At 45.9% G+C, this 22,674-nt stretch carries 20 protein-coding genes, 1 tRNA gene and 1 pseudogene; 18 read left to right on the top strand and 4 right to left on the bottom strand.

Annotated elements, in window-relative coordinates:
* Positions 1-35 precede the first annotated feature (35 nt).
* A tRNA-Arg gene (locus tag ABDK00_RS17145) sits at positions 36-107 on the bottom strand.
* 75 nt (positions 108-182) lie between these two features.
* Positions 183-1,211 (bottom strand): LacI family DNA-binding transcriptional regulator, encoded by a 1,029-nt coding sequence (locus ABDK00_RS17140; protein ID WP_346236106.1) that lies wholly within the window; start codon positions 1,209-1,211, stop codon positions 183-185.
* 202 nt (positions 1,212-1,413) lie between these two features.
* On the opposite strand from ABDK00_RS17140, the gene ABDK00_RS17135 reads away from it, so the two are divergent.
* From ABDK00_RS17135 to ABDK00_RS17095, 9 genes are all read left to right on the top strand, one after another.
* On the top strand, positions 1,414-4,653 hold the full coding sequence (locus ABDK00_RS17135) for a TonB-dependent receptor (RefSeq protein WP_346236107.1): 3,240 nt from the start codon (positions 1,414-1,416) through the stop codon (positions 4,651-4,653).
* Positions 4,654-4,685: 32 nt separating this feature from the next.
* The gene (locus tag ABDK00_RS17130) at positions 4,686-6,509 is read left to right on the top strand and encodes a RagB/SusD family nutrient uptake outer membrane protein (RefSeq protein ID WP_346236108.1); all 1,824 of its coding nucleotides are present in this window, start codon (positions 4,686-4,688) and stop codon (positions 6,507-6,509) included.
* A 42-nt stretch (positions 6,510-6,551) separates the two neighbouring features.
* Positions 6,552-8,219, top strand: coding sequence for a DUF4957 domain-containing protein (locus ABDK00_RS17125; protein WP_346236109.1), 1,668 nt, complete (start codon positions 6,552-6,554; stop codon positions 8,217-8,219).
* A 103-nt stretch (positions 8,220-8,322) separates the two neighbouring features.
* Complete coding sequence (locus ABDK00_RS17120) at positions 8,323-9,801, top strand: pectate lyase family protein (protein WP_428400574.1); 1,479 nt, start codon at positions 8,323-8,325, stop codon at positions 9,799-9,801.
* A 52-nt stretch (positions 9,802-9,853) separates the two neighbouring features.
* Positions 9,854-11,290, top strand: coding sequence for a pectate lyase (locus tag ABDK00_RS17115; RefSeq protein ID WP_346236111.1), 1,437 nt, complete (start codon positions 9,854-9,856; stop codon positions 11,288-11,290).
* A complete protein-coding gene (locus tag ABDK00_RS17110; protein ID WP_346236112.1) occupies positions 11,287-12,663 on the top strand; it encodes a pectate lyase in 1,377 nt (458 codons plus the stop codon). The genes ABDK00_RS17115 and ABDK00_RS17110 overlap by 4 nt, the downstream gene beginning before the upstream one ends.
* Before the next feature lie 8 nt (positions 12,664-12,671).
* Positions 12,672-13,412: a rhamnogalacturonan acetylesterase gene (locus ABDK00_RS17105; protein ID WP_346236113.1), complete on the top strand. Its 741-nt coding sequence runs from the start codon at positions 12,672-12,674 to the stop codon at positions 13,410-13,412.
* Entirely contained in the window at positions 13,409-14,704 is a 1,296-nt protein-coding gene (locus ABDK00_RS17100; protein WP_346236114.1) for a nucleoside hydrolase-like domain-containing protein, read from the top strand. The genes ABDK00_RS17105 and ABDK00_RS17100 overlap by 4 nt, the downstream gene beginning before the upstream one ends.
* Positions 14,705-14,806: 102 nt before the next feature.
* A complete protein-coding gene (locus ABDK00_RS17095) occupies positions 14,807-15,847 on the top strand; it encodes a pectinesterase family protein (protein ID WP_346236115.1) in 1,041 nt (346 codons plus the stop codon).
* Between the two features lie 138 nt (positions 15,848-15,985).
* Here the strand turns inward: ABDK00_RS17095 and ABDK00_RS17090 are convergent, their stop codons facing one another.
* Both ABDK00_RS17090 and ABDK00_RS17085 read right to left on the bottom strand, forming a co-directional pair.
* Positions 15,986-16,606 (bottom strand): S24 family peptidase, encoded by a 621-nt coding sequence (locus ABDK00_RS17090; protein WP_346236116.1) that lies wholly within the window; start codon positions 16,604-16,606, stop codon positions 15,986-15,988.
* Between the two features lie 126 nt (positions 16,607-16,732).
* Positions 16,733-16,915, bottom strand: a pseudogene (locus ABDK00_RS17085) (helix-turn-helix domain-containing protein); the annotation flags it as partial.
* An 83-nt stretch (positions 16,916-16,998) separates the two neighbouring features.
* Here ABDK00_RS17085 and ABDK00_RS17080 point away from each other — a divergent pair.
* From ABDK00_RS17080 to ABDK00_RS17040, 9 genes are all read left to right on the top strand, one after another.
* On the top strand, positions 16,999-17,268 hold the full coding sequence (locus ABDK00_RS17080) for a hypothetical protein (RefSeq protein WP_346236117.1): 270 nt from the start codon (positions 16,999-17,001) through the stop codon (positions 17,266-17,268).
* Positions 17,269-17,328: 60 nt separating this feature from the next.
* Positions 17,329-17,727, top strand: a complete 399-nt coding sequence (locus ABDK00_RS17075; protein ID WP_346236118.1) for a hypothetical protein — start codon at positions 17,329-17,331, stop codon at positions 17,725-17,727.
* An 8-nt stretch (positions 17,728-17,735) separates the two neighbouring features.
* Positions 17,736-19,847, top strand: a complete 2,112-nt coding sequence (locus ABDK00_RS17070) for a Mu transposase C-terminal domain-containing protein (protein WP_346236119.1) — start codon at positions 17,736-17,738, stop codon at positions 19,845-19,847.
* 10 nt (positions 19,848-19,857) lie between these two features.
* Complete coding sequence (locus ABDK00_RS17065; protein WP_346236120.1) at positions 19,858-20,595, top strand: ATP-binding protein; 738 nt, start codon at positions 19,858-19,860, stop codon at positions 20,593-20,595.
* 97 nt (positions 20,596-20,692) lie between these two features.
* Positions 20,693-21,103 (top strand): hypothetical protein, encoded by a 411-nt coding sequence (locus ABDK00_RS17060; protein WP_346236121.1) that lies wholly within the window; start codon positions 20,693-20,695, stop codon positions 21,101-21,103.
* Positions 21,104-21,111: 8 nt separating this feature from the next.
* Complete coding sequence (locus ABDK00_RS17055) at positions 21,112-21,327, top strand: hypothetical protein (RefSeq protein ID WP_346236122.1); 216 nt, start codon at positions 21,112-21,114, stop codon at positions 21,325-21,327.
* A complete protein-coding gene (locus tag ABDK00_RS17050) occupies positions 21,308-21,643 on the top strand; it encodes a hypothetical protein (protein WP_346236123.1) in 336 nt (111 codons plus the stop codon). Before ABDK00_RS17055 ends, ABDK00_RS17050 begins: the two co-directional genes overlap by 20 nt.
* Positions 21,644-21,648: 5 nt before the next feature.
* Entirely contained in the window at positions 21,649-21,966 is a 318-nt protein-coding gene (locus ABDK00_RS17045; RefSeq protein WP_346236124.1) for a hypothetical protein, read from the top strand.
* 19 nt (positions 21,967-21,985) lie between these two features.
* Positions 21,986-22,621 carry a DUF3164 family protein gene (locus ABDK00_RS17040; RefSeq protein ID WP_346236125.1) on the top strand — a complete coding sequence of 212 codons (636 nt, stop codon included), beginning with the start codon at positions 21,986-21,988 and terminating at the stop codon, positions 22,619-22,621.
* Positions 22,622-22,674 lie beyond the last annotated feature (53 nt).

Genomic DNA, 22,674 nt, shown 5'->3' with positions numbered 1-22,674 from the left:
AATGGTCCGGAACATCCGAACCATTACTTTCTGTGTAGCCCGGACAAGAATCGAACTTGTATCTAGAGTTTAGGAAACTCCTATTCTATCCATTGAACTACCGGGCCAACCCCATATTAGTTGGAGGGATGCAAACCTACATAAAAATTTTCATTCTAAACCGATGTGGTAAACTGGGCCAGCTATTTCTGGCTGCTTTCCCTGATGATGATTTCCGGAGGAAGGCATTCAAGCCTGAACTCCGTAACGGCGCGCTTACTTTCAATCAGGTTGAGCAAAAGCGAAGCCGCCTGAGCGCCCATTTCAAATGCCGGCTGGCTAATCACAGAAAGCGCCGGGCTAAAAAGCGAAGTGTATTTGGAATTATTAAACCCGATCACGGCCATATCTTCCGGCATCCGGATATTTTTCTTTTTCAGCAGGCTAAAAGTTTCCGTGGTGATCTTATCTGCCAAAAGTACCAGTGCGTCGGGCTTTTGCTTTAAAGCAAGCAGCGCATCTACCGCGGTTGCCACTTCCTCCACCATCAACCCGCCATGGTCACAAAACCTGATCAGCGACTCATCTACGGCTATCTGGTGGTCTGCCAGCGCTTTTTTGTAGCCCGCCAACCGGTCTTTGGTGATGGAAAGATGGGCGCTGCCGGCAATGGCAGCAATCCTTTTATATTTATTTTCAATAAAATGAGTGGTGGCTTTGTAAACGCCCTGGAAATTATCAATAATGACTTTATGCGTATCTATATCTTCAATGACCCGGTCAAAAAAAACGATCGGCAGGCTCTTTTCATGAAGCTGCTTCAGGTAGCTAAAATCATCTGTCTCTCCCGAAACGGAAATGATCAGCCCGTCGATCGATCGCGACGTGAGGTAATCCAGGATCATTTGCTCGCGAGCTACGGATTCCTGACTTTGTGTAATAATTACATTGTAACCGTTTTTATAAGCAATCGATTCTATGCCATTAATGACCTGGCTGAAAAACGTATTGGCGATTTCTGAAACGACCACTCCGATCGAAAGGGTCCGCTTCTCTTTCAGGCTCAGCGCTACCGGGTTGGGGCGGTAGTTGATCGCGGCCGCATAATCTTTAATTTTTTTCTTCGTCGCCTCGCTGATTTCGTAGCTGTCTCTCAAAGCCCTTGACACCGTTGAGGTTGAAAGTCCCAACGCTTTTGCAATATCTTTTATGGTAGCAGCTTCAAACTTCATACAGGCCTCGCAGCTTTATCGCGAAGATAACAATAATGCACACGATACCGGCAACGTTTGCGTAAATAAATAACCTCCGCAAGCAGCCATTTTTTTAAAAAATGGTTAGCATTGCTGAACGATTGAGATGCCAGGCTGTAGAATGTAACCGATTACAATGCTTTGCCCTCCGCTTGATTTATAAAAACTAAAACAAAGTCGTATGATCAGATTATTATGGACGATGCTTATTGCCCTGTTTTGTCTTCACGCGAATGCACAAACCCGGTCAATTTCAGGGACCGTGCTGGATGATACCGAAGCGCCGCTGAGGGGTGTCACCGTTACGCTGCAAGACACCAAAACAGTAACGCAGACCGACGAAAACGGGAAATTTACCATCGAAGTGCCGGAAGAAGGAAGCCCGCTATTGGTTTTTTCATTTACCGGCTACAAAGCCCAAACCGCCGCAGCGTTGGATGGAATGACAATTTCGATGTCGAAAGACATTATTTCCGAGGAAGACGTAGTTGTTGTGGTAGATTACGGTTACGGTAAAATTAAAAAGTCAGATCTAACAGGCTCCGTGGCCACGCTTTCTGGTAAGGAATTGGCAAAAATACCTATGGCAAGTGCAGCGTCAGCGCTTACGGGCCGCCTGCCGGGTGTAAGGGTGCTTACCGCTGATGGTGCGCCGGATGCCGATGTCTCCATACGGGTGAGAGGCGGCGGCTCCATTACGCAGGACAACTCGCCCTTATTCGTTGTTGATGGATTGATCGTATCAAGTATTCGCGACATACCGCCGACCGATATTGAAAGCATTAACGTTTTAAAAGATGCGTCCGCTACCGCGATCTACGGTGCGCAGGCGGCGAACGGCGTAATCGTTGTAACCACCAAACAGCCGAAAGCAGGAAGGGTTTCTGTTTCTTACAATGGTTTTTACCAATTGAAAAAACTGCCCGAGGACAGAAAGCTAAAAGTGCTGGATCCTTACGAATTTGTGTTGGCTAATTATGAATATTACAAACTGCAGTCGGATGCTGCGGTGCGGGGCTTTGAACGCTTTTTTGGTGTATATGAAGATTTGGAACTGTATAAACAAAAACCGGCAAATGATTGGCAGGACATTCTTTTCGGCGATCCGCGTGCTTCTCAGTATCACAATATTACGCTCACAGGTGGCACGGCCATGACAAAGGTTTTTTTAAGCCTTACTAATAATAAAGATGAAGGCTTGTTGATCAACAATGGCTTTTTAAGAAACGCGCTCAACTTTAAACTGGATCAAAAAATAAACGAAAAACTTTCCGTGGGGCTTGCTTCGCGGATGACCAAAACCGTGGTTGACGGTGCGGGAACCTCGAGCGCCCAGTTATCTATTAAAGATGCGGTGCAAACCCGCCCTACCAATGGATTGGCAGATGAAATGGTGATCGATCCGGGAAATATAGATCCCAATGACGATTTCGCGCAGTTTATTCAAAGCCTGGTAAGCCCGCAGGAATTGGTGAAGCAGGATTGGCGAAAACGTTCCACTCAAAATTTTATACTCAACCCGACGCTTGAGTATAAAATTCTATCCAACCTGACTTTTAAATCAAACTATAGCTTCGAAAAAAGTTTTGACGAAGTGCTTCGCTTTTATGGGCCGCTTACAGGCGAATCCTTTAACAACGGCGGGAATATGCCGCTGGGCGAAAAAACCAACTCTGAAAATTTTAGGTATCGTTGGGTGAACACATTGAATTACCGTTTTCAGAACCTGAAAAATCAAACGCTGGACGTGTTGATCGGCCAGGAAGTTAACTCGAGCGGCGGAAAAAGCAGCTTTATCCGGTCAGAGGATTTCAGGTTATCGATCACTCCTGAAGAACTATTTGCCAACATGGCCTTTGGCCGCACCGACCGTTTGTCGACTTCCGAAGCGACGAATACCAATATGCTTTCCGGTTTTGGCCGTATCGATTATCAGTTACTCAACAAATACATGGCTACCTTCACCTTCCGTGGTGATGCCTCCAGCCGTTTTTCTAAAGAAAACCAATTGGCGTTCTTCCCCGCCGCAGCTGTGGGTTGGAAGATCTCAAATGAGAAATTTCTTTCGGACGTTTCCTGGATCAGGGAGCTGAAATTGAGAGCCAGCTATGGTGCTACAGGTAATGACCGCATTCCCGCAACGGCTACGCAGTTCCTTTTTGCTGCCACCACCAACAGGGGCCCCGGCTTTGGAAATATCGACAACGTGTATTATACGCCCGAAGGATCGGTATTGTTTAATCCTAATTTGAAATGGGAGACAACGATCAACCGCAATATTGGTTTAGATTTTACCCTGTTTAAATCAGGCATTACCGGTTCATTGGATTTTTATAAAAACACGGTTAAAGATCTGCTCTTTCAAACGGCTATCCCCACCAATACCGGTTTTGGCGCTCAATGGGCCAACATCGGAAGCAATTCAAATGAAGGTTTTGAACTGGGGCTTAACGCGGACATCATCAAGAAAAAAGAGCTGCTGGTAAGCGCCAACTTTAATGTCGGCCGCAATGTAGGCAGGATTGTAGAATTGGATGGTACCAATTCGCGTTTTCAACAATCGAACTGGGCCAGCACTGATCTGAGAGACCGTGATGATTTTTACTTTGAAGTTGGCGGCCGCATCGGTAACGTCTATGGCTATGTAACGGATGGTTATTATCAAACATCTGATTTTGAAAGTTACGACCAGGCAAGCGGACGGTATATCCTGAAAGAAGGTGTAGCCAACTCGGGCGGAACCGTTGGTAACGGCAATGTTCGCCCCGGTTTTCTCAAACTAAAAGATCTCAATGATGATGGTGTCATCAATAGTGAAGACAGGCAGGTGATTGGCAATACACTTCCCAAAGCGCAGGGCGGTTTCGGTTTTGATGTTACTTATAAAAGTTTTGATTTCTCCATCTTCTTCGACTGGACTTATGGCAACGATGTTTACAATGCAGGGAAGATTCAATACAGCCAATTCCGGCGGGTGACTTATGGTAATCTCTTAGAAACCATGAGCCTTGAAAACCGCTTCTCTTATCTCGATGTAGATGGAAGCTATACCGGCACGCCCGGCGGCATCGTAACAGATCTTGCGCAGTTGGCTGAGATGAATGCGAATAAAAATATATGGTCGCATGCCAGCCACGGGGTAGCCCAGGCAGTAATTCATTCATGGGCGATTGAAGACGGGTCTTTCATCCGTTTGAACAATCTGAATATCGGTTATTCGCTTCCCAAGCGATGGATTTCAAAAATTGGAATGAACCAGTTTAGAGTATATGTAACAGGAAATAATTTAAAGCTTTGGACTAAATACTCTGGTTACGATCCCGAGATCAGTACAAGAGGCAACGGCCTTACACCGGGTGTTGACAACTCCGGCTTTCCGAGAAGCCGCTCCTTTACTTTCGGTGTAAACGTAAACTTTTAAAGTTCATTATTTAAAATTAAAAAATGATACCAATGAAACTTAAATATATCGCGCTGCTTGCATTACCTGTTTTAGCAGGTTCTTGTAAAAAATTTTTAGCGCCCGATTCGCTGTCAACCTTCGACATTAATTATGTGTATTCGAATGTGGACGATACCCGTAAGGGCGTCAATGCCGCATACGAATCTTTTGGTACGGACGGGTTCCGTTCGCGCCTTTCTAACAACATGACGGGCAACACCGATATCGAACATTCTTCGGGTTGGGGCAGCCAAAGCGACCGCTATCAAATCTGGGATCTCAACGCACTTTCTACCAACGGGGATCTGCGCCAGTTCTGGAATGCGGCTTACACTTCGATCCGGAATGCTAATATTGCCATCGAAGGTATCGAAGCCAGCCCTGCGCTGCAATCGTCAGATGTTGCGACAAAAAACCTGATGAACCACATGCTGGGCGAGGCCTATACAATTCGTGCTTTTTGGTATAGTATGCTGATCTATTATTTTGGCGATGTGCCCAACGTGCGTGAATATCCCAAGGCCGGCGCCAACTTTTTCCTTCCGCGCGAAGACCGCAATGTTATCCTTTCTCAGGTTATTGAGGATTTGATCAATATCGAAGAGAAAATGATGTGGGCCGATCAATGCCCTTACAGCACCGAACAAGTGAACCGCGAGTATACCATCGGGATGATCGCCCGTTTGGCTTTGCAACGCGGCGGATATTTTTTAACGCCCGAACTGAATATGGAGCGCGAGCCTGATTATCTCGATTATTATAAAATTGCAAAAGACTATACCGAGAAATTGATTACGCTGAAAGATCGCGAACTTCCCCGCGACTATCGGCAGATATTCATGAACCAAAATAAATTTATCACCACCGTTAACAGCGAGGTTTTATTTGAAGTTCCTTTTGCATTAGGGAATGGCGACGTGGCCTGGAACATCGGTATCACTGTGGATGGCGGCGCTACCGCATCTCACCAATATGGATCGGGAAGTAATTACATGGCAATACCTCCGAGCTATTATTTTTCTTTTGATACGCTGGATGTGAGAAGAGACGTTACCTGCGCACTTTACAAAGTGAATACGGATTTCGAGGAGGTTTTTGTAAACGGCCCGACCAACATTGCACAAGGAAAATGGAGCCGTCATTTTTTACCTAATCCGCCCGGGCAAAACTCGGCCAAAGGAACAGGGATCAACTGGCCTATGATGCGCTACGCGGATGTGTTGCTGATGCATGCAGAAGCAGTAAACGAGCTCGAGGGCCCTACCGCCGCCGCGCAGGAGTCGCTGGCCCGTGTAAGAAGAAGAGCTTTTGCCGAGTCATTGTGGCCTTCAAAAGTTGACGCTTATATCGCAGCCGCATCTTCAAGCAAGGAAACTTTTTTCAATGCAATTGTGGATGAGCGCGCCTGGGAGTTTGGCGGAGAAATGATTCGTAAATACGAATTGATTCGCTGGAACCTTTATGCAGAAAAAACAGAAGAAACCGTTGAGACATTGAAAGATATGGCTAATTCAGCTGTAACCGGAGCGGGCGCTTATGCCAACTATCCAAATTATATGTATTGGAAGCGTGATGCCGCTGGGCATTTTATGGTCTTAAATCCGAATAGAAAAGTAGCGGCCCCACCAGATGAGACCTGGAACCGCGTCAACTTTTTGCTCGACCTCTGGGACGGGACAAAATCCACTTATAAAGAATGGGTAACAAAAGACTGGGCAAACTATTACAATGGTCCAAAACCAGGCGTAGCGCGCTATATTTTTCCCATACCCGAAGAAGCAGTTGCAGCCAGCAAAGGCAACATGAGCAATGACGGTTACATGTTCGGCAACTAAATCATTATTCAAACAGATCTTACCATCCATAAAAAATTACAGATGAAAAAGATACACACAATATTTTCAATACCCCATTTGCTGCTGGCGTCTGTCGTGTTGGCGTTGGTTTTCACCGCTTGCAAAAAGGATGAGAAAAGCTATGAGCAAACCCGGCTTTTCCGGCCCGTACTAAACGGCGCCGGCATCATCGTGGAAAACAATGTTATTACATTGAATATGGGAAAATTGAAAGACGCCACGTCCTACACCCTGGAAATCAGCCGCGACTCTTTTAAATTGATTGATTATACGGTAACCGTTGATACCAACTATGTAGTGCTCGACGAAGCGCTGCTCGGCGAGGGGTTGCTGTATAATACTTCTTATCAGATCAGGGCGACCGCCAATGCGGCCGATCCTCAATATAACAGTATGGCCTCTGACCTGGGAACTATCCGCACTATGCGTTTCCCTTCTGTGTTGAACACACCAAGGCGTTTTGATGTAACGGATACGCGCGCCAAAGTAACCTGGGCTGTTTCGGGCGCTGCTGTTACCGGCATTAAAATTTTCAGTCCCGAAGATGTAAGGCTGACCACTCCGCTCAAAGAATTTACGGTCTCTGCTGCCGATCAGGCCGCCGGAGAAACAATTATTACAGGGTTAACGCCGAGTACGGAATACCAGGTTGCTATCTACAGCGGCGCTACGCTCAGAGGATGGGTGAATTATAAAACGTTGGTGCCCGGTGTTGACGTGAGCAGCCCCAATGTGATTGATCTCAGCGAATCGGATGATCCTGCCGCTGTAACCGCGGCCTTGGCAGCCGTTCCTGACGGAGGCATTATCCTTTTGAAAAAAGGAGTAAGGTTTAATATGCCCACAACGGCACTCAATAAATCGGTTACTTTCAAAGGCGCGTATGGTTTCTCTGAAACAAAAGCCGCACTGGTCAACACTTCTGGCAACATGAATATCGCGTCAGGTGCCAATATTGCTCGTGTTTTATTTGACGATTTAGAAATTGACGGACAAAATATTTCAGGAAATTATGTGTTTAATCCTAATGAAAGCAGTTTGACACAGATCCAGGAACTCCGTTTCGAGAACTGCGACATGCATCATATGCGTGGCGTGATTCGCATTCGGGATAATGTGTTTATCAGGAATTATATTATCTCCAATTCGATCGTGCATCATATTGGCGGTTACAGTGTGTTAACGGCCGATACTGACGGCGCAGGCAAGGCGGCGTTTGATCACGTTAAATTTTTAAACTCCACTTTTTATAAAATTAATTCACTGATTCAGACACGCCAGAATTTTCAAACCTTCGAGATTGAGAGTTGCACGTTCAATGAATTTACTTCAGGAGGTGCACAGGTGTTCCGGTTCAGGGGCGCCGCGGGAAGGAATGATGTTGTAAATGGCTTCAGCATCAAGAATTCCATTTTCGGTCATGGATGGGATGAGTCTGGAACTGAAAATACAACGGTGACCATGAAAAGCGGTTTGCCCGCTACAACAATTACCATTGCAAATGTTTGGGGCACTTCCGACCTGAAGATTGCCGCGGGATCTGAAATTCCAGGCCTGCCCGGAATGACATATAACAATACGGCAGATAAATTATGGGGAGATCCTTACAACGGCATCTTCTCCTTCCTCGATCCGGGCTTTGCTGGTAAGTATGATTCCGGCGCGCCTATGTGGAGGACCTTGTTATAAATGATCGGTAAATAAATTTTATAGTCAGAGCGTTACACCGGTCCGGATTGACCGATTCTCGGCAGGTGTAACGCTTTTTTCATTACACAACAATTAAAAAGTGATGACTGCAATGCGTATGCTGTTTATATTATTGTTTTATATCGCATCCTGCTCGAAGCCGGGCGGCGAGCAGCCCGAGCAGCCTCAACCCGGAAAGCCGCAGCCGGTAGAAGAGACTGCGATCGCCTTTCCCGGGGCCGAGGGTTTCGCCAAAGATATCACTGGCGGGCGGGGCGGAAAAGTCATAAAAGTTACCAATCTCAACGATGCAGGGTCGGGCAGCCTGCGCGCCGCAATTGGCACTGCCGGCAAGCGTATCATTGTATTTGATATTTCTGGTACCATTGTTTTAAAATCGGCGCTGAGCATTAAAAACAACGATCTTACTATAGCTGGCCAAACTGCGCCCGGCGATGGTATTACGCTGCGCGATTATCCCGTATATGTCGATGCTGACAATGTCATCATCCGCTTCATGCGCTTTCGTATGGGCGATGCCGCTCAGCAGGAAGGTGATGCGTTGGGTGGCCGGTTCCGAAAAAATATTATGATCGATCATTGTTCGATGAGCTGGAGCACAGATGAGTGCGTATCTTTCTATGCCAACGAAAACACGACCGTGCAATGGTGCCTTATTGGCGAAAGTTTGCGCAATTCCGTCCACGGCAAGGGCGCTCACGGATATGGAGGGATCTGGGGTGGTAAAAAAGCGACGTTCCATCACAATTTGCTGGCACATCACGACAGCCGCAATGCAAGGCTGGGTGAAGAAGCGGGCAAAGCATTTGCGCTGACTGACCTGGTGGATATTCGCAATAATGTTATTTATAATTGGGGCAGCAATAGCTTTTATGGCGGGGAAGCGATGAACGTTAACATGGTCAACAACTATTACAAGCCTGGGCCGGCAACCATCGCCAACAATTCTTCAACCAAGCAGGGTCGCATTATTTCGATCGATAAAAACAAAATAAGCGGTACCGAGGTTTATGATATCTGGGGCAAATTTTATGTGAATGGAAACGTAGTGGAAGGAAATACCAATGCTACCAACGATAACTGGGCCTTTGGCGTCTACAACCAGTTTCATGGAAGTTATGGCACCGTTTCCCAGTCAGATAAAGATGCTATGAAACTCAGTAGCCCACTGAATAACGGCGATAATATGCTCACCTATCCCGCCGAAAAAGCCTACCAGCAGGTAATCGGATATGTAGGCGCCTGCCTGAAACGTGACGCCGTGGATGCAAGGATTATTGAAAATGTAAAAAACAAAACCTTTACTGCCAACGGATCGAATGGCAGCACTAATGGTATTATTGATACGCAGGGTGATGTAGGCGGCTGGCCCGCGCTGCAAACTTTACCGGCCCGCCAGGATAGCGATGGAGACGGTATGCCCGATGATTGGGAAACTGCCAACCAGCTCGATCCTCAAATCGCCAATGCTAATGGAAAAGAATTAAGTACGGGCTATGATAATATTGAAGTTTATCTCAACAGCCTTGTGAAAGATATTATTACCAACCAGGTTAAGTAAAAGATTAATACGTAACCACGGTAAAAAAGGCGTTCTTCAAAAACAAAAATGCATGTTTCAACTATCGTTTAAAAATATCATTGCGGCGCTTAGCCTGATTGCAGTTTTGGGCAGCTGCGTCAGCGCTACAACCGCCGGCGCACAGTCTTCCCCACGTCCGGTTGCTTTTCCGGGAGCAGAGGGGTTTGGTAAATATACCACCGGCGGAAGAGGTGGTAAAGTTTTTGTCGTAAATAATTTGAATGATGACGGCGCGGGCAGTTTGAGGCAGGCGGTTGTGGCCAAAGGGCCAAGAATGGTGGTTTTCAGTGTGTCGGGAACCATCCACCTAAAATCAAAATTAAATATCAAAGGCGATATTACCATCGCGGGGCAAACAGCGCCCGGTGGCGGCATTTGTGTAGCCGACTATCCCGTGTCGATAGCAGGCGATAATGTGATTATTCGCTTTATGCGCTTTAGAATGGGCGACCGGTATCAAAACAAAGGCATGGTTGATGGAGCAGGCGCCGACGATGCCGTCGGTGGTTCCGGACGTAAACATGTAATCATTGATCATTGCAGTATGAGTTGGAGCACGGACGAAGTGTGTTCGGTATATAAAGGTGATAGTACCACTTTGCAGTGGAATATTATTGCTGAACCTTTAAACTATTCCTACCATTTCGAAGCCGGCGATAAGGATTTTGAACATCATGGCTACGGGGGCATTTGGGGCGGCAGCCACCTCAGCGCCCATCATAATTTATTTGCTCATTGCAACAGCCGCACACCTCGTTTTAACGGCGTTCGCCTGGGCGCGACGGCTGAGCTTGTTGACTTCCGCAATAATGTAATTTATAATTGGGGGCATAATAACGTGTATGGCGGCGAAAACGGTAACTACAATGTTGTCAATAATTATTATAAAAGCGGGCCGGAAACCAATAAGTCCGTATCTGGCAGAATAGTCAATCCAACGCATACCAAAGACGCAAATCATCCCTATGGCCTCTTTTATGTTTCTGGAAACTACGTGGAAGGGCACGACGCGGTAAGTAAAGATAACAGTAAAGGTGTGGATGTCGATAAAGCCAAATCGGAACAGGATCGACAGAAAGCGATAGCATTAAAGGCTTTCGCCGTATCAGAAATTCCGCATCAAACGGCGTTGGAGGCGTACAAAGAAGTGTTGCAGTCAGCGGGGGCGCTGTTGCCCCGGCGTGATACGCTCGATCAACGCGTGATCAACGATGTAATCAACAGTACAGGACGGTTTATTGATGTGCAAGGCGGATATTCGCATGGCACGGCATACGATCAAACAGTGAATGCCTGGCCGTACTTAAAACAGATTGATGCGCCATTAGATAACGATCAGGATGGCATGCCGGATCAATGGGAACTTGAACATAAGCTTAATCCGAATAATGCGAACGATGCATCCCTTTTCAGCATTCATCAATCCTATACGAATATTGAAGTGTACATTAATAGCTTGGTAAAATGAAAAAGTATTTATTAGCATGTGTTATTCTTTTGAACGTGATCGGTTTAACGGCTCAAACACCGGCTTTCCCGGGAGCAGCAGGTTTTGGTAAATACGCCTCCGGCGGGCGTGGTGGCAAAGTGGTCATCGTTTCCAACCTGAATGATGATGGTGAGGGAAGTTTTCGTCAGGCTTTTCGGGAGTTTCCGGGAGAGCCCATTACCATCGTTTTTTCAGTGGCCGGGATTATTGATTTAAAAACGCCGCTTAAAGTCAGTCGTTCCAATATCACCATTGCCGGGCAAACCGCTCCTGGCGATGGAATTTGTTTGCGTGGCAACTCGTTTATAATAAACTGCGCCAGCGATAAAACGGGTGTTAGAGGCAATATCATTATCCGCTATTTAAGATCGCGTCCCGGCGCGAAAATCGCCACGGGCGTTTACGGGTTCGGGATGGAAAACAGCCAGCAAATTATCATCGACCATTGTTCTTTCACCTGGGCAAACGAAGAATGCGCTGCCATGTATGATACCAAAAACGTAACCGTGCAATGGAGTATCATAAGTGAAGGTTTATACGACGCCAACCACCACAAAGGGTTAAGGGCTTACGGTGGCGTTTGGGGCGGGCAAAACGCATCGTATCATCATAACCTGATTTCTAATCAGAACAGCCGCACGGTTCGGTTTAACGGCGCAAGGGCCCATGATACGCTGGCGCTGGTCGATTATAGGAACAATGTCATTTTTAACTGGAAAAGTGCCAACGCCTGTTATGGCGGTGAGGTCGATATCGAGGGAGGAAAATCAAATATTAACCTCGTCAATAATTATTATATCCCGGGGCCGGCTGCGCCGGATGTGTTGAAATTTGTAAAAGCTAATTATAACGCGCAAAAAGCCAAAGGCTTTGGCCAGTGGTATGTAAGCGGAAATATGATGTTTGGAAATAAAGCGCTATCTACAGACAATCAAAAAGGAGTTGATTTAACGGAATTTCCCGAATCGCTCCGGGGCAAAGCATTGGTGCCTACGCCATTTTCAATTGCCGAACCGGTACAGACAGAGACTGCTCAAAAAGCGTATGCTTCCGTACTTGGAAATGTAGGCGCCGCCCTACCTAAATACGACGCGGTCGACCTTCGCCTTATTGAAGAGGCCCGGTCGAAAACAGCAAAGAATGGAACCAATGGAATTATAAATGACGCGGCAGAAGTGGGCGGATGGCCGTCTTACACGGGAACAGCGCTCGCTGATTCGGATAAGGATGGCATGCCTGATAAATGGGAAGCACAGCACCAACTAAACCCGTCTGATGCGTCGGATGCCTCCGTCTTTGGTTTAAGCAGACAATACACTAATATCGAAATGTATATCAACGGTATAAAATAAAAATCCGGATGAGAAAAATACGATACCTCGCGCCGCTAATTATTTTGATGTCTTTCACTTTTTTCAAGCGATCTAAAACAAAAATTTTTTTAGCTGGAGATTCAACCTGCGCTATAAAAAGAACCAACGCTTATCCGGAAACCGGCTGGGGCATGCCCTTCGTGTACTTTTGGGACAGCACGATAGAAGTTGTGAACCTGGCAAAGAACGGCCGCAGCACCTCCTCTTTCAGAAAGGAGGGGCTTTGGGATCAGATCCTGAATAGTTGCAGCAAGGGCGATTATGTATTTATTCAATTCGGGCATAACGATGAAGTGCCGACGAAAAAAACTTACACGACTGAAGTAGCATTTAAAAACAACCTGGCCCGATTTGTAGCCGAAGCAAGAGCAAAGGGAGCCACGCCGGTTTTGCTTACACCCGTTGCCAGGCGCAAGTTTGACAGTGCGGGTAACGTGGTAGGGACGCACGAAGTATATGCACAGATTGTAAGGGATGTGGCTAAGGAGCATCAGGTTGTGCTCATCGACATGGATGTTAAAGCGCAGCAGCTGTACCAACAGTTTGGTGTGGAGACATCTAAACTTTTGTTTTTACATATGGCGCCTGGCGAGCATCCCAATTACCCGGATGGTAAAATGGATGACACGCATTTCAACGAACTGGGCGCGCGCCGCATTGCAGAAATAGTACTGTCCGATATAAGAAGGCAGTTGCCGGAGCTGGCAGCAAGAATCGTAAAAAAATGAAGAAAACTGTTTTAATCATATTAATCTTTATCTCGGTTGCTGCTAACATTTCGATGGCGCAACATCCGGTGCCTAATAAACCCCGAATCGTTGTGAGTACGGATATCGGCGGCACCGACCCGGACGACAATCAATCGATGACGCACCTGTTGATGTACAGCGATCGGTTTACAATCGAGGGGCTTATTTCTTCTCCATCCTATGGCAATGGAAACAAAAAAGAGATCCTTCGAATGATTGATTTATACGAAAAAGATTTTCCCAAGCTGTCGCAACATGTGCAGGGTTTGGCAACGCCGGCTTATCTAAGATCGGTTACCAGGCAAGGCCGGCAGGGCAATGCGCGTTACGCGGGTTTTACTACAGCAACTGAAGGTTCTGAATGGCTGATAAAATGCGCAAAAAAAAATCACGCCCAACCGCTTTGGGTTTTAGTTTGGGGAGGGCTGGAGGATCTGGCTCAGGCCCTGCATGACGCGCCGGATATTCAAAGCAAGATCAGAGTGTATTGGATCGGCGGGCCTAATAAAAAATGGAGCGCCAACAGCTACGCCTATATTGCGGAAAATTTTCCTGACTTATGGTTTATTGAAGTAAACGCTTCTTATTACGGCTTTTTCTCCAACAACAAAATTATTGATAGTGTTTCGCCGACTGGTTATTATAACAAGTTTATACAGCAGGCCGGTTTTCTCGGCAGAGATTTTAAAAATTATTATGAGGGTGAAGTGAAAATGGGCGACACGCCATCGCTGCTCTACTTGATGGATGGCGACCCCGCGAATCCTTTTCGGGAAAGCTGGGGCGGCAGTTTTGAAAGAATCGAACACAGTCCGCGCGTGATTTTTGACCGGATGACGAGCCTGCGGGATACCGTGGCTTATTGCACCGTAGTAGAATTTCTTCTGGCAGGGCCTGAAATTAACAAGCCGCCAGGTTCTATTTGTTTCTGGATGGAAACGCCCTACAAAAATAACGTGCAGAAGTGGGCCGGCTACTATTTGGGCGATGGGCGGTATGGGCTTCGCTTTGCTCCCAAACAGGCAGAAGTTATCAGCTATCAATTTACCTCTGATATTCCTGGTTTTCCCACGCAGCGCGGCCAGTTGGTCGTAACCAATTCCTGGCCGGGCAGGCAAAACACGACCGATTATAAACTGGGTAAAAACTGGTTCACGGATAAAGCGGATCCAAAACTTTACGACGGTAAAATACAAGGTGGCACAACGATTTCAAAATGGAGAACTGCAGTATTATTAGACTGGGCGAAACGCTGGAAATGGCTACAATAAAATAAGTAGATGAAATGTTCATTATAAATTCTTCATGGTACCGGGCGATTAAAATTTTATACCTGATAAGTTCCGATCCATCAAATCATAAAAAATATGCGGATGAAAATAAAGTTTGAAGGAAGGTATTGCGTGCTGCTGCTGGTATTGATCTTATGGGTTCAGCACTTTGTGAATGCCCAAACGGCTAACCCTTCCAAATATAAATACATTTTTACCGTGGCCAAAGATGGCAGCGGCGACTACAAATATATCCAGGAAGCCATTGATGCCATGAGGGTGTATCCCTTAGCGCCGATTACTTTGTATATCAAAAATGGCGTTTATAATGAAAAGATTGAACTGCCGGCCAATAATACAGATGTTACTTTTATTGGTGAGAATGTTGATAGCACGATTATTCGATTTAATGATTATTCGGGGCGCGGAAAACTCACCACTTTTACTTCTTTCACTGCGAAGATATCAGGCAACCGGTTTGCCGCTTTCAATATTACTTTTGAAAACAATGCCGGCCGTGTAGGCCAGGCGGTAGCCTTATATGTGGATGCAGACAAGGCGCTGTTCCGAAACTGTCGGTTCATCGGCGATCAGGACACCATATTTAGCGCGGGCGAAACCGCGCGGCAATTATTTGTGGACTGTTATGTTGAAGGCACCACCGATTTTATTTTCGGTCCGTCAACCGCCGTATTTCAACGTTGCACCATCAAAGAAAAATCCGATTCTTATATAACCGCGGCCAGCACTACCCCCGGAAAAAAATTTGGCTATGTTTTTCTGGATTGTAAAATTATTGCCGCTGCTGATGTTGATAGAATTTATTTGGGAAGACCATGGCGCGCCCATGCGAAAACGGTTTTTATTCGTTGCGAACTCCCCGCTCAGATCGCCGCCGAAGGTTGGAACAATTGGAGTAATCCTGAAAATGAACAGACGGTTTTTTATGCGGAATATAAAAGCAAAGGCCCGGGCGCTAATCCTGCAGGAAGAGTAAAATGGTCGAAACAACTTACCGATAAGCAAGCCGAATTGTACACACTGGAAAATATTTTCGCGTTGGATCATGTGGATTTGCCTGGGGAAAAGGACTGGTTCAAACAAATTGCTTTGAAACCCTTTAAATGGCCCGCACGGAATTGATGCTAAGGGGGCTAAATTAAAAGGTTACAATCAAAGAATATGAAAAAAGTGCGAAAAATGCACAACTGGCGCGGGTTTTAGCCGATTTTCACCTTTTGACCGAAAAAATTGAATCGTTAAGATAGGTGCATTTTAGGTTCATTTTACTTCCGGTTTGGGCGCGCTATTCTCCAGCAAGGTTAAGCGGCCTTCCAAATCAACTAACCTGGTGTACAAATCAGGGGTGCCAAACTGCGGGGTGAGACGCATTTTGCAATACCAAACCTCCAAAATATCTTCCGGATGCAGGACGATCGGCGGGTATAAATGCCGATCCTTGTAGTTGTCCGACTTCAATATTAGCACCCCGTCGTTACTAACCCTATTTAGCACCCTTTTTATAACAATGCCATGATCTTTGGTGACAAGAATATGTACCCTGTCATCCCGTATATCCCGCGCCTGTTCTACAAAAGAGCCGATTACGATATCTTTATCGTAAAGCGTTTGATACATTGAAAGGCCCTGCACTTCGAACATGCGAAACACGCCATTGTGAAGCCCAGGAAGCCGGTAAGCAGGCAGCGATTGTATAAATTCTGGATCGCCGTAGCCGTTTAAATAACCGGCCCGCGCCTTTACCGGCACCATCACAATATTTTCCCTGCCCTGGTGATCTACCGTGACCATTACCGGCTTGAAAACCTCTTTTACCTGGTACTGAATTTCTCCTTTTTTGCCCCGTTTTGAAGGCATTTCCGGCTCTTGAAGTGCTGGCAATTTGCCCTCATTTTCGCTATTTAGGTATGACGATGGGTATGAATTTAGGTATGATTTACCCTGTAAATTTTGGTCATCCTGTTTTTGCGATAGGTATGACTTTTCTAAATCCGCATTGACTAAAGCATCCAAAGTAATCCCAAAATATTTTGAAATTTCAATTAAATCCAAAAATTTTGGGAATGAAGTTCCTAATTCCCAATTATTCCATTGACTGCTCGAAAAGCCTGTATTGTCGGGCATTTCAGCGAGTTTAAAGCCTCTTGAATTACGTAGATGTTGAAGATTTTTGCCAAAAAACAAGCCCATAACAAAATATTTTTCTCAGATTATTTGGAAAACTCAAATTATTTGATATATCTTTGAGTTCCGTTGTAAGGAACAGCAAAAATATGACTAAAACAGTGAGCAATACAAGAAAAAGGGAATTAGGACAGGCTTTTTTTACCAGAGAAGCTTCGGAACTGGCGGGTGTTTCTGTGCGAGAAGCTCGCTATGTCCTGAATATGGATCGCAAAAACGAAAAAGTAGTCACCGCCTATATGGCTTTAGTTGAAGGTTTTAACCGGGTGGTGGACGAAGTAAGGCAGTTAATGCCTGAAATAACTAACGAAAATGGGCCTGAATGTACCCCAAACGGTACGGAAATGCGCGGTATTTAGGCCAAAAATGAGAGGAAAAATTGCACAAGTCGCTAATTATTAATCATTAATACAAAAAAGATGGATAGAGAAAGAGGGGTTTATTTTGATAATGGGGCAGGCGGAAAAATACACATTTCCCAGCAGGATATGCATTTAATTAATGATATCCGACAATTGAGGGTTAAAACCAAAATTGCGCTATTAGCCCTTTCGCCAGAGGATATTGAAAATTACCTGAGTGAGCAAAAAAAGGAATTGCTCAATCGCCTGATGCCCTCTTTGGTAGAAAAAAACTGGCGCTGGAGAGATACCGGCGATACTGTAATATGGAGCGATATCTTAATTCTTGATAAAATAAGCAGGGCGGCTCTTTTAAGAAAGGCCAGGTCGAAAGCTGGTCTTTCTTTTGAAGAACTTAAGGCCTACCTCGAATGGTTTGAGGGTGATCGAGCTGAAATATATATCGCTGAAATATAATTACCTACATGCAAGATTTTTTCTATCAACATAAAGAACTGGGTATTTGCCTTACCGTTAAAGGGTTGAAATGGCTGGGCTACGCAGACGGGACTTTAAAAAGTGCCTTTACCAATCGCGGTACCAGCTGGCCTTTTGAAAATCACCCGGACGATGCAAGAATGAATATCCTGCCTTATGAAAACTGCAACGAAACACGCAAAGCAGATATTACTTCTAAGCTGGCGGCTCGCATGGGATGTAAGCATAACGATGAGCCATGTAAATGCGGTGACATCTATCAATATACCTCTATCGCTCCTATCCGTGAGCGCATTGTTAAAGACCTAAAAGCAGAAGCCTATTACCTGGCTTACCGGTTTGAAGGAACCAACGGGCACCCGGAACCGCTGCCGACGGACAAAGTAAAGAATTATACCCGCGAAGCCAGTTTGATGAATTTTATAAAGGATGCGGTTGAGGATACTAAAGCGTTAGTAAAGGAAGGATTAGGCTTTAAAAGTGTGGCTGATTTTTGGGAAAAGTTGATTGAAATTATTAAGTCCGAAAAGGCCGCAGGACGCATTGGCGCTAAGTTTCCTACCAGTTACGTTCGCTTAGTGTCTCACAAATCAAGCGCACTAAAAAAATACCAGCAGCTTGGATATGAAAGCCTTGTACATGGCAACTTTGGCGTAAAGAGCGGCGCCGCTAAGGTGGTAGATATTGCTGCCGAGAACAAACTATTGAGCTTAATTGAAGATGGCAGACAGCTGGATGACGTATATGTTACTGCGATCTATAATTCATGGGCAAAGGAGGCCGGATATAAAGAGATAAGCGCTGGCGCAGTTGGATTGTGGAGAAGGAAGCGCGCTGCGGAAGTTGATTTGGGTAGGTATGGCAAAAGCGCTTATAATGAACGACACATTAAACAGGTGAAAGGTCGCCGGGCCAGCAACCCTATGTTGCTTTGGGAGCATGACGATAATAACCTGGACTTTCTTTTCCAGGACGGAAAATACCAGTTTCACAAATATGTGGCGATTGTAGTGGCTGACAGCTTTAACGACCTGATACTGGGAAAAAGCTACGTGCAGGGTGATGTGCCCAGGCAATGGCAGGTAGGCCATGCTTATTTAGATGCGATGTATTACCTGCGCAGCCTTACCGGTGGATGGTACCTGCCCTGGGAAATAAAATCCGATAATTGGGCAAACAAAAGCCTCGCGCCATTTTACGAATCGATTGCCATGCGCGTACCCGCCGGACAGGGTAATAAGCACAGAGGTTATATAGAGCAGCTTTTTGGTAGCCCGCATTTTAAGCGCTGCCAACAGACCGTAAGCCAGGGTAACTGGACAGCGAACAATATAACGGCAAGGCACTCCGGCGTAAATCCTGACCTGCTGCAACAAGGTATGCGCGATAAAAGCCGCCCAATGATCGGATATGAAGCGGAGCAGCAGCTTGAACAGTTTTTTCACCTTGCCCAAAAAATGCCTGCCTTTACCCGCAATAACCTGAATGCACCCAGCAAAGAAGCCACATGGCTGGAAGCCTTTAATAAAATGCACGCTGACGACAAAAGGTTTATTACCGACGAGCATTTCCTAATGAAGTTTGGCATCATCCACCAGCCTAAACACACAGATACGATAATGATCAGTAACCGGGGCATTGAGCCAGTGATCAAAGGAACGAAATACAGCTACGACCTGCCAGAGCCCTGGATGTACAGCAAGCTGATCGGCGCTAAAGTTCAGCTGGCCTACGACCCTTACGACATGAGCCGGATACTGGTAACCAACAATGATGATATAAGGTTTGTAGCGCAATCGGCTCAACTAAGCCCACGCGCTTTAAAAGATACTTACACTGGTAGTCGCACTTTCTTAAATGCCATACTCGACGAGAAAACAGAGCAGTGGAAAACGGCTCAGGATGCCCAGGAAAAACGCAAACAGGTGGCTAACGGTTATGCCGCGGCGGAAGGCATTTTAAAGAGCGGCGTGCATCTTAAAGAGGTGATGAAGGCTGCTGAAACGAAGCTAATACAGCCATCGGCAGCGGACACAGCAGACTACGAAGACCTGCTTGATGACAATTACGACCTAAACGATTTTTTCAACCAAAAATAAACCACACGACATGAGTAAATATACCGGTTGGGCAGACTTGCCTACTATACAAAGTAAAGAGATCATTTCAGAATTGATCGAAGCTAAGGAAAAATGCCAGGCCCGCCTTCTTATAAGCGAAACGGGGATCGGCAAAAGCCATACAATTAACCTCTTTGCCGCTAAGCAGCCTGACCATACGTACATCATGACCGTCGGTCATAGCTGGCGCAAGCGCGATGTGATCGACAACCTGCTGGAGCTACTTCATCTACCAGCCATGACCTATCGCACACTAACCGCAAAGCTGCTGGCCATAGCTGACGAGTTTAAAACTCTTAAAGAGGCGGGCCATACACCAGTGTTAATTATCGACGAAGCAGAAAACATGCGCCCGGCGAGCCTCGGTTTGCTGAAAGAATTGTACGATGCGATGATACGTTATTGCAGCATTGTACTGGTTGGAACGCCGGATATATTGGAGCTTATGAATAAAATGCGCAAGCGCAACCACATGGGCGCACCGCAACTTTATCGCCGATTTAAAGCCGGTACCCGGACAATAAACCACCTGAACAAAGCGCGCGACTTTAGGCCTTTTTTTGATAGGTACGTGAAAGATCAGCCGGATGTGCAAGACCTGCTGCTGCAATACGCGGACAACTACGGCGAGCTGCATGATTATTTAGACCCGCTGCTGCGCTACTGCGCCCGCAAACAGGAGCAGCCAACAGCCAAACTGTTTCGATTTGTTCACAAAATAAAATAAGCCCCATGCGTATCGATTTGGGAAAATTATTCACCTACATCATCCTCGGCTTTGCTATCGCGATGCTTTGGATCGGATGCTTCAAACTTTTGTAACCATGAACGCGACAATAACAAAACAAAAAAATACGGTACAGGAGCAGATCTGCCAGCTGCTTGGTTGGACGGATGAGGAGTATAGCCAGTATATCTACGAAAACGGTTTGCAATACCTGCGCCAATTGCTGCCGGAAGCGCCGCAGCTTGCCGCCAAACTGGAAAGCAGCCGCATGTTTTGGAACTGGTTTAAAAGGATGTTCAATGAAATGGATGCTTTGCTGGTAGATCCAAACAACTACAATTTAGGTGACCTGCAATGTCGCTATCAGCTTTATCACGCCGTACACTGCCCGTTTGCTGTTGCTGCGGAAAGAAGGCCGCCGCGCTGCGTGTGGGACGATGTACTGCATAAATGCAATACGAAAAGGGACTGGCGCGATGTTTTAATCGAAAAGATACAGGCGCTGTAATGTGGGCCGTGATTGACCTTATAATCGATGGCCAGGAGTTTTACCAGCGTGAAATATGGCTGACTGCCGGAAAAGGAAACAAGGCGAGAGCGCGCCGCCTCAAAACGGTTGACGAGCATATTTCACTGATAAAAAGCCGGTACCGGGCTAAGATAGCAACCAGCGATAGTTTTCAAATATTTCTAACATTAAAAAGTTCGATAGATGAGAAAGTTTCAGATTAAAGACATCAAAGGCGACGCCCTCGACGGGCTGCATAAACTGATAGATGATATCTTAAATGAGGTTTCACCATTAGACGATTATGAGGCCCTGCTGTTTGCCAATCTGCGCAGCCTGCAAACTAAGTTGTATGCTAAGCTGGCTCCACACAAATGGCAAAACAAATACACATTTCACATACCGCCGGAAGAGGCGCTGGCACTACGCATCTTCTATACAAGATATATAGACGACACCAGCACCAGCCTGCACATTATGCTTGAAAGAATAGCATACAACGTCCACCAGATTTTTGAATTACCAACCCCTAAAAAATAAACACAATGAAATCGTTTACCATTTTCCGCCGCCCGAAGAATGATGATGCTTTTTACAGCATTCCTGAAAACAACAAGGTGCATGACAGCTTTCGCTCTGCCGTTGAAGCAATGAACCGGGTACTCCGATCGCAGCAACGGCATGAACTCCCTTCCACTTTAAAACAAGATCCCCTGATTATTGAGCTTGATCGCGAATGGATGGAACTGTGGATTAGCGACCGGCCCTGCTTTGAAACCGATGTAAACATGATACGACACGAACCCGCAGGACGAGATTTTAGAAGCGAAAGGCCGGTACGCATGGATGATAAGATTTATTAAACTATAAAAGTAAACAAACATGAACGCAACAATTCAAACCCCGAAACAAGCCACATGGCGCGATGCCGATGGGCAGGAAGTGCCATACAAGTTTATTCCTTCTGCCGACAGGGTAAAAGAAAGCCTTGCCGGATCACTGCTAAAAAAGGCCGTGAAGCTCGAACAGCTTCTGCTTGATTTTTACGATGATTTAAAAGCCGGATTTGACAAAGTGTATAACCAAATGCTGGAGGATTACAAGCTGAGGTATAACAAGGATAGAAAAATTAAAGGTTCCTATTCCTGGTACAATTTTGATAAGTCGATCAAGATTGAAAGCCGTATAAGCGACATGGTTAAGTGGGATGAAGCAATGATGAACGAAGCGCGTGAACTATTGGATAGCTATCTAAGCCAAAATCTGACTGCTGCCAATGAGCTGATAAGAGGGCTGGTGCAAAGCGCCTTTCATAACACGAAAGGTATGATAGACACAGGCAAAGTGTTTCAGATTTTGAAGTATGAAGAAAGGATAAGGCATAAGGATTTTCAAAAGGCCTGCAAGCTGATGCGCAACGCACAGAGCGTGGCAAATAGCAAGCGCTACATGATCGTTTCTGTTAAAGAAGACGATGGAACCTACCGAGCTATTAACCTGAATTTTTCCAGTATCTAAAACAGCCTCCGCAACCCTGCGGGGCTGATAAAACCCGAACCATGTATTTACTA

The organism is Niabella insulisoli, from assembly GCF_039652435.2.
Classification (GTDB): Bacteria; Bacteroidota; Bacteroidia; order Chitinophagales; family Chitinophagaceae; genus Niabella; species Niabella insulamsoli.
This window is presented reverse-complemented; position numbering and strand designations above follow the sequence as displayed.

Bases quoted from the DNA above. Each gene is read 5' to 3' on its own strand.
- ABDK00_RS17140 (WP_346236106.1), bottom strand. From the start codon at position 1,211: ATGAAGTTTGAAGCTGCTACCATAAAAGATATTGCAAAAGCGTTGGGA.
- ABDK00_RS17135 (WP_346236107.1), top strand. From the start codon at position 1,414: ATGATCAGATTATTATGGACGATGCTTATTGCCCTGTTTTGTCTTCAC.
- ABDK00_RS17130 (WP_346236108.1), top strand. From the start codon at position 4,686: ATGAAACTTAAATATATCGCGCTGCTTGCATTACCTGTTTTAGCAGGT.
- ABDK00_RS17125 (WP_346236109.1), top strand. From the start codon at position 6,552: ATGAAAAAGATACACACAATATTTTCAATACCCCATTTGCTGCTGGCG.
- ABDK00_RS17120 (WP_428400574.1), top strand. From the start codon at position 8,323: ATGACTGCAATGCGTATGCTGTTTATATTATTGTTTTATATCGCATCC.
- ABDK00_RS17115 (WP_346236111.1), top strand. From the start codon at position 9,854: ATGTTTCAACTATCGTTTAAAAATATCATTGCGGCGCTTAGCCTGATT.
- ABDK00_RS17110 (WP_346236112.1), top strand. From the start codon at position 11,287: ATGAAAAAGTATTTATTAGCATGTGTTATTCTTTTGAACGTGATCGGT.
- ABDK00_RS17105 (WP_346236113.1), top strand. From the start codon at position 12,672: ATGAGAAAAATACGATACCTCGCGCCGCTAATTATTTTGATGTCTTTC.
- ABDK00_RS17100 (WP_346236114.1), top strand. From the start codon at position 13,409: ATGAAGAAAACTGTTTTAATCATATTAATCTTTATCTCGGTTGCTGCT.
- ABDK00_RS17095 (WP_346236115.1), top strand. From the start codon at position 14,807: ATGAAAATAAAGTTTGAAGGAAGGTATTGCGTGCTGCTGCTGGTATTG.
- ABDK00_RS17080 (WP_346236117.1), top strand. From the start codon at position 16,999: ATGACTAAAACAGTGAGCAATACAAGAAAAAGGGAATTAGGACAGGCT.
- ABDK00_RS17075 (WP_346236118.1), top strand. From the start codon at position 17,329: ATGGATAGAGAAAGAGGGGTTTATTTTGATAATGGGGCAGGCGGAAAA.
- ABDK00_RS17070 (WP_346236119.1), top strand. From the start codon at position 17,736: ATGCAAGATTTTTTCTATCAACATAAAGAACTGGGTATTTGCCTTACC.
- ABDK00_RS17065 (WP_346236120.1), top strand. From the start codon at position 19,858: ATGAGTAAATATACCGGTTGGGCAGACTTGCCTACTATACAAAGTAAA.
- ABDK00_RS17060 (WP_346236121.1), top strand. From the start codon at position 20,693: ATGAACGCGACAATAACAAAACAAAAAAATACGGTACAGGAGCAGATC.
- ABDK00_RS17050 (WP_346236123.1), top strand. From the start codon at position 21,308: ATGAGAAAGTTTCAGATTAAAGACATCAAAGGCGACGCCCTCGACGGG.
- ABDK00_RS17045 (WP_346236124.1), top strand. From the start codon at position 21,649: ATGAAATCGTTTACCATTTTCCGCCGCCCGAAGAATGATGATGCTTTT.
- ABDK00_RS17040 (WP_346236125.1), top strand. From the start codon at position 21,986: ATGAACGCAACAATTCAAACCCCGAAACAAGCCACATGGCGCGATGCC.